This window comes from Streptomyces sp. NPDC029122, assembly GCF_055569445.1.
Map to the genome: position 1 here is coordinate 49,872 of NZ_JBVHWK010000019.1, position 14,309 is coordinate 64,180.

Genomic DNA, 14,309 nt, shown 5'->3' on the forward strand with positions numbered 1-14,309 from the left:
CGCCAGAGGGGAGTTGACCAGAGTGCCGGAACCGACCGAGACGAGGACCACCGGAGGGACCGGGCGGCGGGGTGCCGCCCGCGCCGCGAGAGCGTCCGGCTTCCGGGTGGTGGGCGCGGTCCTCGTCCTGCTGATGCTGTCCTCCTCCGTGCCCTCGGCCCTGTACGTGCTCTACCAGCAGGAATGGGGGCTGTCCTCCGGCGTGGTCACGGTGGTCTTCGCCGTGTACGCCGTCACCGTGCTCGCCGGCCTCCTGGTCTTCGGGTCCCTCTCGGACACCGTGGGCCGCCGGCCCGTGCTGGCCGCCGCCCTGGTCCTGGCGATCCTCTCCATGGGCCTGTTCGCCGGGGCCCGGGGGCTCGGCCTGCTGCTCGCGGCCCGCGCCGTGCAGGGGCTGGCGGTGGGCCTGGCCACCGGGGCGATGGGCGCCGCCCTGCTGGAACTGAGCCCGCGCTCGCGGCCCGCGCTGGGCGCCCAGGTCAACAGCGCCGGGCCGACCCTGGGCATCGGCCTGGGCGGGCTCGGCGCGGGACTGCTCGTCCAGTACGCGCCCGCGCCCACCGCGCTGAGCTACCTCCTGCTGGCCGGGGCCTTCGCCCTCGCGCTCGCGGGGGTGGCCCGGATGGGCGAGACCGCCCCCGGGGCGGGCGGGCGGCTCAGGGTGGTGCCCCACCGGATCCGGGTGCCGGCCGCCGTGCGGCGCCGCTTCGCCGTGCTCGTACTGACCGTGGTGGCCGTCTGGACCGTCGGCGGCTTCTACCTCTCGCTCGGCCCGCACCTGGCCCTCGCCCTGTTCCACAGCACCAACTACCTTCTCGGCGGGGCCACGGTGGCACTGCTCGCGGGCGCCGCCACCGCCGCACAGCTGCTGCTCGGCCGCACCGAGGCCCTGCGCACCGCCGTCCTGGGCCTGTACGGGCTGCTCGCCGGGCTGGTCCTGGTGCTGCTCTCCCTGGGCACCGGCTCGGCGGGCGTGTTCCTCGCCGCCACCGCCGTCCTCGGCGGTGGCTGGGGGGCCGCCTTCCTCGGCTCCTTCCGCGCCCTCAGCTCGCTCGCCGAGCCGGCGCACCGCGGTGAACTCACCGCCGCCGTCTACGTCTTCGCGTACATCGCCATGAGCGTCCCGGCGGTCCTCGCCGGGATCCTGACCAACGTCCACGGGCTCCAGCGCACCTCGGTCGGCTTCATGGCGGCCGTCGCCGGGCTGTGCGTACTGGCCCTGCTGACGACCCTGCGGCTGGCCGCGCGCACCAGGGCCGGGGGGAGCGACGGATGAACACCGCGGAACTGCGCAAGGCCCTGCGCGAGCTGGAGATCTTCGCACGGATCACCGAGGACCAGCTGGAGTGGCTGGTCTCGGTCTCCGATCCGCACGTCCTCGCCGACGGGGAGGTCCTCTTCCGGGACGGGGAGGAGGCCACCCGCTTCCACGTCCTGCTCTCCGGGGGACTCGTCGTCACCAAGGTCGTCGACGGCCGTGAGGAGGTCCTCACCCGGCACTCCACCGAGGACGGGAGCGCGGCCGCCGAGGAGCACGACGGAAAACCCTCCGCCGCGCACCGCTTCACCGGGGAGCTGCCCCTGCTGACGGACGGCTCCTACGTGGCCACCGCGGCCGCGAGCGGTCCCGCGACCACCGTGGTCGGCTATCCGAAGCCGGTGTTCTTCGACATGCTGACCCGCTGCCACGGAGTGGCGGCGGTCCTGATCCCGGTACTGGCCTGGCGGATCAAGTCCTCCGAGGTCCAGGCCCGCAAACGGGCCACCGTCGAGGCCCTCGGCACCCTGGCCGCAGGCCTCGCCCACGAGCTGAACAACCCTGCCGCGGCCGTCGCCCGCGCCGCCCAGGAACTGGCGCCCGCCCTGGACCGGCTGGCCGCCACCGCCTGCGCGTGGGGCGCGGCCGCCACGGGCGCGGAGCGCCCCGTACTGGACCGCCTCGCCGGGGAACTGGACGCGCTCCCGCCGCCGGACACCACCGACCCGCTTGCCCAGGCGGACGCCGAGGAGGAGATCGCCGACTGGGCCGAGGAGGCGGGGGCAGCGCACTCCGGCCTGCTGGGCTCCGGAGCCGCCGACCTGGGGCTGGGGCCGGGGTGGCTGCGGGAGCGGCTGGAGGGGGTCGGCGCGGCCGCCCTGCCCGCCGCCCTCGACCACCTGGCCGCACTGCTGGAGGCCCGCTCGCTGGCCGCCGAGCTGCGCGCCGCCGGGCCCAGGATCTCCCAGCTGGTCTCGGCCACCCGGGACTACGCCAACCTCGACCGGGCCCCCGAGCAGCGGTTCTCCGTGCCGGACGGGCTGGAGAACACCCTGGTCGTCCTGCGCTCCAAGCTCCCGGGCATCACCATCGTGCGGGAGTACCAGCCGGGGCTGCCCGAGCTGGACGGCTATCCGAGCGAGCTGAACCAGGTGTGGACCAACCTGGTCGACAACGCCGTCGAGGCCATGGAGGGCACCGGCACCCTGACCCTGCGGGTGCGCGCCGAGGGCGCCTGCCTGGTCGTGGAGATCACCGACACCGGGCGCGGGATCCCCGCGGAGTCCCTGCCGCGGATCTTCGAGCCCTTCTACACCACCAAGGACGTCGGCAAGGGGACGGGCCTGGGCCTGCACCTGAGCTACCGCATCGTGACCCAGCGCCACCAGGGGTCGATCACGGCCCGTTCGCGTCCGGGGGAGACCCGGATGGTCGTCCGGCTGCCGCTCACCGGGTCGGCCGCCTGTGCCGAACCGCAGGCCGAAGCCGAAGCCGAAACAGGAACCGCGCGCCGAGACCACTTCCACACCCTCTGAAAGGGAGTCGAACATGGCCAAGTACGACATCGCCGAGCTGCACCCGGTCTTCGTCCGCCAGATGGAGGCGCTGGCCGCCCTGGACATCGAGGCGGTGATGAAGAACTACACCGACGACGCCGTACTGCTGCGCTTCGAGGGGGCGTCGGTGGGCATCGAGGCCGTTCGGGAGACGTTCACCGGCTATCTCACCGTGAAGCCCACCCTGGTCGAACTCCAGGAGTACATCGAGACCGAGGACACCATCTTCTACCGGGCGATCATGAACCTGAACGGCGAGCCGGAGCACGCGTTCGGGACGCTCGTCGTCCGCGATGGCCGGATCTGGCGCCAGACGGCCGGCTTCGGCGGCTGACCGCCCTTTCCTGGGTAGCGTGAGCGGGGAGGGCGGGGTGCGCCCTCCCCGTACACGTGAATGATTTTCACGAAGGGGAGGCCATGGAGCAGGAAACCAACCGGGTGGAGGCGTTCAGCGACGGCGTATTCGCCATCGTGATCACCATTCTGGTGCTGGAGTTAAAGGTTCCGGAAGAGCAGGGGTCGGCGCTGTGGCACGGGCTCTGGGAGCAATGGCCGCACTACGCCGCCTATCTCGTCAGTTTCCTCATCATCGGCGTCATGTGGGTGAACCACCACACGATCTTCAGTCACCTCAAGCGGGTCGACCGCCCGCTGTTGTTCCTGAATCTCCTGGTGCTCATGGTGGTATCGGTCATTCCGTACACGACCAACGTGCTCGCGGAGCACCTCACGGACGGGGAATCGGCCAATGTGGCCGCAATCCTCTACAGCTCGTGGACGGTCGTGTACGCTCTCGCGTTCCTGGCCTTCTGGTGGTACGTCACCCGGGTCGGGCACCTCTTCCACGAAACGGTGGACAAGGAAGGGGCGCGGGCCACCCGCGTGCGGTTCGGGCTCGGCGCGGTCGCCTACCCCTTGACCGTCGTTCTGTCCTTCTTCTCGGCACCTCTCACTCTCGTCGCACACTTCCTGATCGCGCTCTACTACGCGGCGAACCAAATCCCGATCCCGCTCGTGGTAGAAGAAGAGCGGCTCGAGTCTGCCGGCGACCTCAGGAAGTAGCCGCCCGGGCCTACGGCCGTTCTTCGCGGTCCAGTAGGGTCAAGGATCTAGTCTGGTCGCGGGGGAGGCCAAGATGGTTCGCACAGTGCTGCCGGAGGATTCCGCCAGGGAAATCTCCGAATTGATCGACGTACTGATCTCGCTTTTCTTCGAGTCCTTACCCAGGCGGGACCAGCGAAACTGGGCCCGCGTTTATCTGAACGGGCTCGTCCGCACCACGGGAAAGAAAACGATCCGAAACATCGCCGGAACAGGGGCGAGTTCCGTCGAGCAGAGCCTCCAGCAGTTCATCAGCAAATCTCCCTGGGACTGGACCCCCGTACGCCGGTCCCTCGCCCAGCACCTCGAACGCACCGCCCAGCGCCCGCTGGCCTGGGTGGTGCAGCCCATGGTCATCGAGAAGGCCGGCGACCGCTCCGTCGGCGTCGGCAGGCAGTTCGTACCCCAGCTCGGCCGCACCGCCAACTGCCAGCAGGCGTCCGGGATCTGGCTCGCCTCCAGCGAGGCCAGCTTCCCCGTCGAATGGACCCTCACCCTCCCCGCCCCCTGGACCGGCGAACTCCTGCGCCGCCGGAGGGCCGGGATCCCCGACACCGCACGGTCCCTCACCCCCGCGCAGGACGCCGTGCACGCCGTACAGCGCATGGCCGCGTCCTGGCAGCTCCAGCGCCGCCCGGTCGTGATGGAGGTCTCCAACAGCGACCTCCCGCAGACCATCGAGGCCTTCGCCCTCCAGGACGTCCCCTTCGTCCTCAAGGTCGACGGCTCCCTGCCCGTCTCCTTCGGCGGCACCGGCCGCCACAAACCGGGTCCGTGCACCGCACCCGCCCGGGAACTGATCGACTCGCTGCGCTCCCAGCGGCGGGTCGTCGAATGGACCCGCCACGGCCGCACCGAGGGAGCGGTGACCCTGCTCACCTCGGCCGCCATCCTCGCCACGCCCGGTGAGGAACGCCCCGCGGCAGCCCCGCCCGCCCAGACCGCTCCGCTTCTCCTGATGGGCGCCTGGACGGAGACCTCGCTGATGCCGTCCGAGTTCTGGATCACCAACATCGGCGACCGGCCGCTCGCCCAGCTCTTCCTGCTGGCCAAACTCACCGACCGGGTCGCGCTGGACTTCACCGAGACCTGCGAACCGGTCGGCATCCGGGACTTCGAGGGCCGCTCCTTCCGGGGCTGGCACCACCACGCCACCCTCGCCAGCGTGGCCCACGCCGCCAGGCTCCTCGGCACCGGAGGGCGGACCCCCGACCCGGTGCCCCGCGGCGTCCCGGCCCGCTACGGCACCGGCGCCGCCCGGCCGCCGGCCGTACTGCCGCCCCGGCCGCTGATCCCCGGGCAGTCGGCGCGCCGCGCCTACATCCGCTGACGCCCGCCCGCATCCCCTGACGCCCGCCCGTACCGCCGGGGCGGGTCCGGTGCCCGAGCGGCCCGGGCCCGCCCCGGTCACCCCGCGGACGGCTCCGCCGGGGCGGACGCTACCCCGCTCCGCCCTTCACGTGGTCGATGACCTCGCGGAACTCCGCGCTCGGGGAGAACTCCACGAACTCGGTGTCCTCCAGCGCCACCGGAACGTGCCCGGGCCCCCAGTAGTAGGCGTCCCCCGCCGCGTACTCCTCGTCCCCCTGAGCGGTGCGCATCCTGAGGCGGCCCTTGAGGATGTACCCCCAGTGCGGGCACTGGCACATGTCCTCGGGCATTCCCTTGAGGGGCTCGCTCATGTCCGTGCCCTCGGGAAGGCGGAAGAACCCCACGCTGAGGTCCCCGCCGATCTCCTTGAGGCGTACCTCCAGGCCGCCGCCCTCCAGCTCGAGGGGCGTGCCTTCCCGCGTCGTCTTCGCCATGGCGCCTCCCGCCAGACCGGTGAATCGTCCTCCTTCCACTCTCCGCCCGGCCGTCCCCGCCCGCCCGACGGGACGGAGGTCCCGTAGGAAACGACCAGGCGGCCCGGAATGTCCTGGACGATCGGCCCGGGCGGCATGAACGCCAGGTCGTGGGAGAATGAAGTACGTGCGTTTCCTCGGCTGGCTGCCCCGTCGAGGCCGTAGAAAGATCCTTCGATCGACTGGGATGTTCAGCACGTGCGTTTCCTCAATGACCTGAAGCCGCCGTACGACCTGACGTACGACGATGTGTTCATGGTGCCGAGCCGCTCCGCGGTCGGCTCCCGCCAGGGCGTGGACCTCTCTTCGCCCGACGGCACCGGCACCACCATTCCCCTCGTCGTGGCGAACATGACCGCCATCGCGGGCCGCCGGATGGCCGAGACCGTCGCCCGCCGGGGTGGAATCGTCGTCATCCCCCAGGACATCCCGATCGAGGTCGTCACCGACGTCATCTCCTGGGTCAAGACCCGCCACCTCGTGCTCGACACCCCGATCACGCTGGCGCCCACCCAGACCGTCGCCGACGCGCTGTCGCTGCTGCCCAAGCGCGCCCACGGCGCCGGCGTGGTCGTCGACGCGGACAACCGCCCGGTCGGCGTGGTCACCGACCACGACCTCACCGGCGTGGACCGCTTCACCCAGCTCTCCGAGGTCATGTCGAAGGAGCTCCTGCTCATCGACGCCGACATCGACCCCCGCGACGCCTTCAACCAGCTCGACGCGGGCCACCGCAAGCTGGCCCCGGCCGTCGACGAGGACGGCAAGCTGGTCGGCATCCTGACCCGCAAGGGCGCCCTGCGCGCGACCCTCTACACCCCGGCCACCGACGCGAACGGCAAGCTGCGCATCGCGGCCGCCGTCGGCATCAACGGCGACTTCGTGGGCAAGGCCAAGCAGCTGCTCGACGCCGGCGTGGACACGCTCGTCATCGACACGGCCCACGGCCACCAGGAGTCGATGATCAGCGCGATCAAGGCCGTCCGCGCCCTGGACCCGCAGGTCCCGATCGTGGCCGGCAACATCGTCGCCGCCGACGGCGTCAAGGACCTCATCGAGGCCGGCGCCGACATCATCAAGGTCGGTGTGGGCCCCGGCGCCATGTGCACCACCCGCATGATGACCGGCGTGGGCCGCCCGCAGTTCTCCGCGGTGCTGGAGTGCGCGGCCGAGGCCAAGAAGTACGGCAAGCACGTCTGGGCCGACGGCGGCGTCCGCCACCCGCGCGACGTGGCGATGGCGCTGGCCGCCGGCGCCTCCAACGTCATGATCGGCTCCTGGTTCGCCGGTACGTACGAGTCCCCGGGCGACCTCCAGCAGTCCGCCGAGGGCCACCTGTACAAGGAGTCCTTCGGCATGGCCTCGGCGCGCGCCGTGCGCAACCGCACCTCGGAGGAGTCGGCCTACGACCGCGCCCGCAAGGCGCTGTTCGAGGAGGGCATCTCCACCTCGCGGATGTTCCTCGACCCGGCCCGCCCGGGCGTCGAGGACCTGATCGACTCGATCATCGCGGGCGTCCGCTCCTCCTGCACCTACGCCGGTGCCGGCTCGCTGGCCGAGTTCGAGGAGAAGGCCGTCGTCGGCATCCAGTCCGCCGCCGGCTACGCCGAGGGCAAGCCGCTGCACGCCAGCTGGAGCTAGCGGAACCCTTACCCGTGGCCCCCTTCCCCGCCGTGCCGGCGGGGAAGGGGGCCACGGGCGTTTCCCGGCGAAGGAAGGGTCAGTCCTGCCGGGGGCCCGCACGCCCGGGGCCCGGCGCCGAGGTGTGGACCCCCGCCCGGTACTTGGGGATCCGGACGGTGACCTTCATCCCGGCACCGACAGCCGTCTCGACGACGAGCCCGTACGCGTCCCCGTACACCTGGCGCATCCGCTCGTCGACGTTGGGCAGCCCGATCCCCGACGCGGACCCCGCCCGGTCCCCGGCCAGGATCCGCCGCAGCCGCGCCGGATCCATCCCCACGCCGTTGTCCTCGATGGTCAGCACCGCCTCCGAGCCCGCGTCCCGCGCCGCGATGGTGATCCGGCACTCCTCCGTGGAGTCCTCCACCCCGTGCTTCACCGCGTTCTCCACCAGCGGCTGCAGACACAGGAACGGCAGCGCCACCGGCAGCACTTCGGGCGCCACCTGCAAGGTCACCTTCAGCCGGTCCCCGAACCGGGCCCCGGCCAGCGAGAGGTACCGCTCGATCGACCGCAGCTCCTCGGCCAGCGTGGTGAACTCCCCGTGCCGGCGGAAGGAGTAGCGCGTGAAATCGGCGAACTCCAGCAGCAGCTCCCGCGCCCGCTCCGGATCCGTCCGCACGAACGAGGCGATCGCCGCGAGGGAGTTGAAGATGAAGTGCGGGGAGATCTGCGCCCGCAGCGCCTTGATCTCCGCCTCCATCAGCCGGGTCCGCGCCCGGTCCAGCTCCGACAGCTCCAGCTGTACGGAGACCCACCGCGCCACCTCCGTCGCGGCCCGCACCAGCACCGCCGACTCCCGCGACCCGTACGCGACCAGCGCCCCCAGCACCCCGTCCTCACCGGTCAGCGGCGCGAACACCGCCCACTTCAGCGGGCACCCCGGCCGCTGGCACTCCGTACGCAGGCTCTGGCTGCGCCCCGACTCCAGCATCACCGCCACCCGGGCCATCGCCCGCCGCTCGTGGTGGTCGGCGCCCGGCCCGTCCCAGGCCAGCACCGTCTCCCGGTCCGTCAGGCACAGCGCCTCCGTCCCGAGCAGCGACCGCAGCCGCCGCGCCGCCTTGCGCGCGGCGTCCTCCGTGAGACCCGCCCGCAGCGGGGGAGCGGCCAGCGAAGCGGTGTGCAGCGTGTGGAAGGTGGCCCGCTCGACCGGCGTGCCCAGGTCCAGCCCCGCCGCCCGCTCCCCGCGCCGCGCCTGCCACCGGCCCCCGGCCCAGCCCGCCCCCAGCCCCAGCAGCAGCGCAGCCCCCGCCACCGCCGGAACCAGCTCCGCCGCCCCCGCCCCCGTCACCGGGCGCCCCCCGCCGCCCGCTCCCCGGCCACGCCCTCGGGCAGGTGCAGCCGCGCCAGCGCGGCCGCCGTCCCCGCCGGAACCCGGGACCGGGTCACCAGCGACACCAGCACCATCGTCAGGAAGCCCAGCGGCACCGACCACACCGCCGGCCAGGCCAGCAGCGCGTGCGCCCACCCCCTCGGCGCGACACCGCCCCGCGTCACCAGCACCGCGCCCAGCGCGGCACCGCCGCCCGTGAGCAGCCCGGCGACCGCCCCCGGCGGGGTCAGACCCCGCCACCAGATCCCGAGCACCAGCAGCGGGCAGAACGAGGACGCCGACACCGCGAAGGCCAGCCCGACCGCGTCCGCCACCGGCACCCGGGTGCTCACCGCCGCGCCCGCCAGCGGCACCGCCATCGCCACCACCACCGCGAGGCGGAAACTCCCCACCCCGCGCCGGGGCAGCACGTCCTGGTGCAGCACTCCCGCCACCGCCATCGTCAGCCCGGAGGCCGTCGACAGGAACGCCGCGAAGGCGCCGCCGGCCAGCAGCGCCCCCAGCAGCTCCCCGAGCAGCCCGCCCAGCACCCGCTCCGGCAGCACCAGCACCGCCGCGTCAGCGTCCCCGGTCAGCGCGAGCTCGGGCGCGTAGATCCGGCCCAGCGCCCCGTACACCTGGGGCAGCAGGTAGAACACCCCGAGCAGCCCCAGCACCACCAGGGTGGTGCGCCGGGCGGCCCGCCCGTCGGGGCTGGTGTAGAAGCGCACCGCGACGTGCGGCAGGCCCATCGTGCCGAGGAAGGTGGCCAGGATCAGCCCGTACGTGGCGTACAGCCGGTACTCGCCGTCGCCACCGGACAGCGGCTGGGGCCGGCCCGGCGCATCCGGTGCCGCGCCCGCCCGCGGGGCGGTGTCCGGAACCGCCGTCCCGGGCCGGAACTCCAGCCGGCCGCCCGCCTCCACGGTGTGCCGGCCGGGCGTCAGGGTCAGCGGGGCGCCCGCGTGGTCGCGCCCGTCCACCCGGCCCGTCACCGTCACGGTGAGCGGCGCGTCCACCGACAGCCGGACGTCGTGCCCGAGGGTGACGGCGGTGTGCTCCCGGAAGACCGCCGGGGCGTCGAAGGAGGCGCGCGGCGCCCCGTCCCCGGCCCAGGCCGCCAGCAGGAAGAAGGCGGGCACCAGCAGGGCGCAGAGCTTGAGCCAGTACTGGAAGGCCTGGACGAAGGTGATGCTGCGCATCCCGCCCGCCGCGACGGCCGCCGTGACCACGGACGCCACCACCACCCCGCCCGCCCAGTGCGGCGCCCCGGTCAGCACGGTCAGGGTCAGCCCCGCCCCCTGGAGCTGCGGCACCAGGTACAGCCAGCCCACTCCGAGCACGAACACCACCGCGATCCGCCGCACGGCCCGCGACTGGAGCCGGCCCTCCGCGAAGTCCGGCAGCGTGTACGCGCCCGAGCGCCGCAGCGGAGCCGCGACCAGCACCAGCAGCACCAGGTACCCGGCCGTGTAGCCGACGGGGTACCAGAGCATCTGCGGCCCCTGGAGCAGCACCAGCCCGGCGACGCCGAGGAAGGAGGCGGCGGAGAGGTACTCCCCGCTGATGGCCGCCGCGTTCAGCCGGGGGCCGACGGTGCGCGAGGCCACGTAGAAGTCCGAGGTGGTCCGGGATATCCGCAGTCCCAGCGCGCCGACCAGCACCGTCACCACGACGACGGCGGTGACCGCGGTCAGCGCGTACGTCTGGTTCACCTGAGGGTCCTTCGACGGGGGAGGGATCCCGGGGAGTCTACGCAGCGCCCCCGCGCGACAACAGGCCCGTTCCGGCCCGCGCCCCTCCCCGTTCCGCCCGGCGCGCGGGCGCACCGTCACACGGCCGGATCGCGGTGTTCCGCGCAGTCGCGCAGGGCGATCTCGAGCTCCACGTACGACTCCTCCGCGCGCCGGAAGGCCAGGATCAGGGCCGCCTCCGCACGCGGCGGCAGCCGGCGGCGGGTGCCCTCCTGGGCCTCGTACAGCACATCGGCCCAGCGGGCGGCCGCGCTGCGCAGCCCGGCGAGCAGCTCCTCGGCCTCGGCGGGCCCCGAGGGCGTGGTGCGGGGCAGTCCGCTCAGCGCGTCCAACAGCGCCTCGATCTCGGACATATCGCTCCTCCCGGGCCGGATGGTCCACGATATGCCCGCCCGGTTCCCGGGGTGGGCCACTCAGGGAACCCCTGCGGCCGACGGGCCCGGCGGATCGCCGTACGCCCCTCCCGGCGCGACGAACGGCGCGCCGGGCGGTCGCACGCGGCCCGGGGCGGCCCGGGGCGGTCGAGGACGACGCCCCCGGCCGTTCCCCGTCTAGCCCGTCGCCCGGCGCATCAGCAGGTCCCGGAGCTGGCGTGCGTGGCGGCGGCTGACCTGGAGTTCGGCCGGGCCCACGCGGACGCTGGTGGTGCCGGCGTCCAGCCGGAGTTCGTCGATCCGGCCCAGCGCCACCAGATGCCGGCGGTGGATCCGTACGAAGCCGTGCGGCGCCCAGCGTTCCTCCAGGGTGGACAGCGGGATCCGCACCAGGTGGCTGCCCCCGTCCGTGTGCAGCCGGGCGTAGTCCCCCTGGGCCTCCACGTACGCGATGTCCGCGACGGCCACGAACCGGGTGACCCCGCCGAGTTCGACGGCGATCTGCTCCGGGGGCCGGTCGGTGGCGGGCATCCCGGGAGCCGGCCGGCGCGGCGCCGGCACGGCCGCCCCCGCCGGCGCCACCTCCCGGGCCGGCCCGGCGAGCAGCTCGCGGGCCCGCCGGACGGCCTCGGCCAGCCGCTCCGGCCGTACCGGCTTGAGCACGTAGTCCACGGCCTTGAGGTCGAAGGCCTGCACGGCGAAGCCCTCGTGCGCGGTGACGAACACGATCAGCGGCGGCCGGGCGAAGCCGGCCAGCAGCCGGGCGATGTCCAGTCCGGTCAGCCCGGCCATCTGGATGTCCAGGAAGACCACGTCGATGGCGTCGGGCCCGTCCGGCCCGCTCTCCACCGCCCGGGTGATCCGGCGCAGTGCCCCGGTGGCGTCCGAGGCGCCTTCGGCGCTGCGCACCCGGGGGTCGGAGCGCAGCAGGTAGAGGAGTTCCTCCAGGAGCGGCTTCTCGTCGTCGACGGCCAGTACGCGCAGCATGGGCCGAGTCTAGGCACGGGCCGTGCGCGGGCGAACGGGTGCGCGGCCCCCGCCCGGGGGGAGGGAGGCGGGGACCGCGCGGTTCCGGGTGGGGGGTGCGGGCTACGGGGCGGTGATGAGCGCCCCGTCGGGGGCGACGGCGTACCAGGTGCCGCCGACGCCCTGGCCGTTGGTGTCGCCGGGCTTCTTGTCGCCGGCGAAGGTGTAGAGGGGCCAGCAGTTCACCGTCTGCTGCTTCTTGCCGTCCGGGCGGTCCAGGACCAGGTAGTTCTTCTCGGTGATCCCCTTGGCGTCGGCCCGGTCCACCGGCGGTACCACCGGCCACTTGGCCAGGCAGTCCCCGGTGCACTTGGAGACCATGGGCCAGGCGGTGTCCGGCTTGAAGCGGTAGACGGTCATGCCGTTGCCGTCGACGATGTGGTCGCCCAGCACGGGGTCCTTGGCCACGGACAGGGCGGCCGGAGCCGGTTCGGCGGCGGGGGGAGCGGGAGCCGCCGCCTTCGCGGCCTTCTTCCCGTCGGGGGCGAAGGCGAACCAGGTGCCGCCGACGCCCTGTCCGTTCAGGTCTCCGGCCTTGGTGTCCTTGGCGAAGCGGTACACGGGCCAGCCCGCCACCGTCAGCTGCTTGCCGCCGTCCTTGCGGACCACCTCGCCCAGCAGGGCCGGGTCCATGCCGGAGGCGGCCGTGACCTCGCCCGCCGCCACCGCCGGCCAGGCCTTCGCGCAGTCCCCCTCGCAGGTGGAGGCGGGCGGCTTGGCGGTGTCCTTGTCGAAGCGGTACAGGGTGAAGCCGGCGCTGTCGGTGAGCACCGGCCCCAGCTGGTCGGTGGCCGCGATCGCCAGCTGCCCGGCCGGCTTGGCGTCGCCGGCCCCCTGGGCGGCCTGCTCTCCTCCGGCGTAGGGGTCGGCGGCGGGAGCCTGGACGGAGGCGGCCCCGGCCGGCCGGGTCGCGCCGTCCTTTCCGTTCGCGCCGCAGGCGGTCGCCGCCAGGGTGACGACGACCGCGACGGCGGCCAGGGAAGTTCCGCGCTTGATGCCCATGGTGTTCTCTCCCACGTGTGTGTCCGCCGGGTCCGCGACCTGTCCGGTGCGTCCGCGTCGTCGCGTCCTCGGACCCGGCTGCTTGTGGGGGACACGGCGCCGCGGGGGCGCCCTGTTCGGCGGGAGCGGTATGGCGTGTTTCACTCACCCGGCGTCGAACCCGGCCCGCCGCAGGGCCGTGACCACAGCGAGGCCGAGCACCTGGTGCCCGGCGTCGTTGGGGTGCAGCCCGTCCGCGAGGTGCTCGGGTCCGAGCACGTCCCGGCCCGGCAGCAGCGCCAGCCGGCCGTCCCCGGCGGCGATCCGGTCCCGGACGGCCCGCTCCATGGCGTCCCGGAGCGCGCCCAGGGTGGCGCCGAGGCGGTTGGGGGCGCGTTCGGCGTCGGGACGCAGCACGGGGGACAGGAGCAGCAGGGGGGTGCGCGGGTGGCCCTGGCGGACCAGGTCGAGGAACACGCGCGTGGTCTCGTACAGCAGTGGGGCCGTGAAGGGCACCCGGGACCAGCAGTTGGTCCCGAAGGCGAGGGTGAGGACGTCGGCCGGGAGCGCGGCGAGCTGTTCGGCGGTGGCGAGCTCCCCGCGCGCGGCGCCCGCGTAGCCGAGGTTGACGGTGTCGAAGCCCAGCTCGCGGCCCGCGACGGCGGGCCAGCCGTGGGCGGGGCGGGTGGACCACCAGCCCTCGGTGATGGAGTCCCCGTGCACCACCCAGCGCGGGGCCGCGGGGGCGGGGACGAGCTCGCCGCCGATCCCGCGCAGCCCCAGGACCTGCGGGGACTGCTCCTCGGGCGGGTACAGGGTGAACGGGCCCCGCTGCCGGGGCAGGTCGAGGCGCACCACGGACTCCGCGGCGGGCTCGGTGAAGACCTCGGTGAGCGGCCCGTGCCGGTTCCACAGGGCGAAGCCGTGCGCGAGGTCGCGCAGCGCGTCGGTGGGGCCGGGCACGGTGGCCCGGTAGCGGACCTCCACCGCGTGCGCCGTCCGCGTCGTGAACTCGAGCCGCACCCCTATCGGGAGGGCGGCCCGCTCGCCGGTGTCCCAGGGCAGCCGCATGGTGTCGGCCGGGTCGGCGCGCACCGGGCGCCCCTCGTCCAGCCAGGCGACCCCGCGCAGGAAGGGTCCGGGGTCCTGCCACGGCCCCTCGGGGCCCCGTGGTGCTCTCACTCCGCGTCTCCGATCGTCGGGTACGGGGACGGCGCGCCGTCCCCGCCGTCTCCACTGGCGTCTGCCCCGTCACGTCCGGGGACAGCGGCGGGGCGCGGAGGTGCGGGGCGGAGGCGGTGCCGGCGGTCCCGGCGGCCCGGCAGGGTGCGGGGGCGATTCCGTGGAGCAGGTCCGGGTCCACGAGGCACGCTGCGACAGATCTGACGAGGTGTCAATGAAGACCTCCGGAGGGGGC

Annotated in this window: 13 protein-coding genes; 6 read left to right on the forward strand and 7 right to left on the reverse strand. The window is 73.7% G+C overall.

From position 1 onward, the window contains the following. Positions 1–22 precede the first annotated feature (22 nt). The 5 genes from ACZ4WZ_RS21955 (at position 23) to ACZ4WZ_RS21975 (ending at position 5,245) form a co-directional block, all read left to right on the forward strand. Entirely contained in the window at positions 23–1,276 is a 1,254-nt protein-coding gene (locus ACZ4WZ_RS21955; protein WP_467892700.1) for an MFS transporter, read from the forward strand. Then, positions 1,273–2,793, forward strand: coding sequence for an ATP-binding protein (locus ACZ4WZ_RS21960; RefSeq protein WP_467892702.1), 1,521 nt, complete (start codon positions 1,273–1,275; stop codon positions 2,791–2,793). The genes ACZ4WZ_RS21955 and ACZ4WZ_RS21960 overlap by 4 nt, the downstream gene beginning before the upstream one ends. A gap of 13 nt (positions 2,794–2,806) precedes the next feature. Beyond that, the gene (locus ACZ4WZ_RS21965) at positions 2,807–3,148 is read left to right on the forward strand and encodes a nuclear transport factor 2 family protein (RefSeq protein ID WP_467892704.1); all 342 of its coding nucleotides are present in this window, start codon (positions 2,807–2,809) and stop codon (positions 3,146–3,148) included. A gap of 83 nt (positions 3,149–3,231) precedes the next feature. Then, positions 3,232–3,876 carry a TMEM175 family protein gene (locus tag ACZ4WZ_RS21970; RefSeq protein ID WP_467892705.1) on the forward strand — a complete coding sequence of 215 codons (645 nt, stop codon included), beginning with the start codon at positions 3,232–3,234 and terminating at the stop codon, positions 3,874–3,876. Positions 3,877–3,949: 73 nt separating this feature from the next. Then, a complete protein-coding gene (locus tag ACZ4WZ_RS21975; RefSeq protein WP_467892707.1) occupies positions 3,950–5,245 on the forward strand; it encodes an IS701 family transposase in 1,296 nt (431 codons plus the stop codon). A 109-nt stretch (positions 5,246–5,354) separates the two neighbouring features. On the opposite strand, the gene ACZ4WZ_RS21980 is transcribed toward ACZ4WZ_RS21975, so the two are convergent. Further along, entirely contained in the window at positions 5,355–5,720 is a 366-nt protein-coding gene (locus ACZ4WZ_RS21980) for a cupin domain-containing protein (RefSeq protein WP_467892709.1), read from the reverse strand. A 237-nt stretch (positions 5,721–5,957) separates the two neighbouring features. Here ACZ4WZ_RS21980 and ACZ4WZ_RS21985 point away from each other — a divergent pair, with 237 nt between their 5' ends. Then, positions 5,958–7,400 carry a GuaB1 family IMP dehydrogenase-related protein gene (locus ACZ4WZ_RS21985; protein ID WP_467892710.1) on the forward strand — a complete coding sequence of 481 codons (1,443 nt, stop codon included), beginning with the start codon at positions 5,958–5,960 and terminating at the stop codon, positions 7,398–7,400. Positions 7,401–7,479: 79 nt separating this feature from the next. Here the strand turns inward: ACZ4WZ_RS21985 and ACZ4WZ_RS21990 are convergent, their stop codons facing one another. The 6 genes from ACZ4WZ_RS21990 to ACZ4WZ_RS22015 form a co-directional block, all read right to left on the reverse strand. After that, positions 7,480–8,736 carry a sensor histidine kinase gene (locus ACZ4WZ_RS21990; protein ID WP_467892711.1) on the reverse strand — a complete coding sequence of 419 codons (1,257 nt, stop codon included), beginning with the start codon at positions 8,734–8,736 and terminating at the stop codon, positions 7,480–7,482. Beyond that, on the reverse strand, positions 8,733–10,472 hold the full coding sequence (locus ACZ4WZ_RS21995; RefSeq protein WP_467892712.1) for a sodium/solute symporter: 1,740 nt from the start codon (positions 10,470–10,472) through the stop codon (positions 8,733–8,735). Before ACZ4WZ_RS21995 ends, ACZ4WZ_RS21990 begins: the two co-directional genes overlap by 4 nt. Before the next feature lie 116 nt (positions 10,473–10,588). Continuing rightward, complete coding sequence (locus tag ACZ4WZ_RS22000) at positions 10,589–10,864, reverse strand: hypothetical protein (protein WP_467892714.1); 276 nt, start codon at positions 10,862–10,864, stop codon at positions 10,589–10,591. A gap of 198 nt (positions 10,865–11,062) precedes the next feature. Then, positions 11,063–11,872: a LytR/AlgR family response regulator transcription factor gene (locus ACZ4WZ_RS22005; RefSeq protein WP_467892715.1), complete on the reverse strand. Its 810-nt coding sequence runs from the start codon at positions 11,870–11,872 to the stop codon at positions 11,063–11,065. Positions 11,873–11,974: 102 nt separating this feature from the next. Next, on the reverse strand, positions 11,975–12,913 hold the full coding sequence (locus ACZ4WZ_RS22010; protein WP_467892804.1) for an SCO0930 family lipoprotein: 939 nt from the start codon (positions 12,911–12,913) through the stop codon (positions 11,975–11,977). Between the two features lie 144 nt (positions 12,914–13,057). After that, the gene (locus ACZ4WZ_RS22015) at positions 13,058–14,074 is read right to left on the reverse strand and encodes a GDSL-type esterase/lipase family protein (protein ID WP_467892716.1); all 1,017 of its coding nucleotides are present in this window, start codon (positions 14,072–14,074) and stop codon (positions 13,058–13,060) included. Positions 14,075–14,309 lie beyond the last annotated feature (235 nt).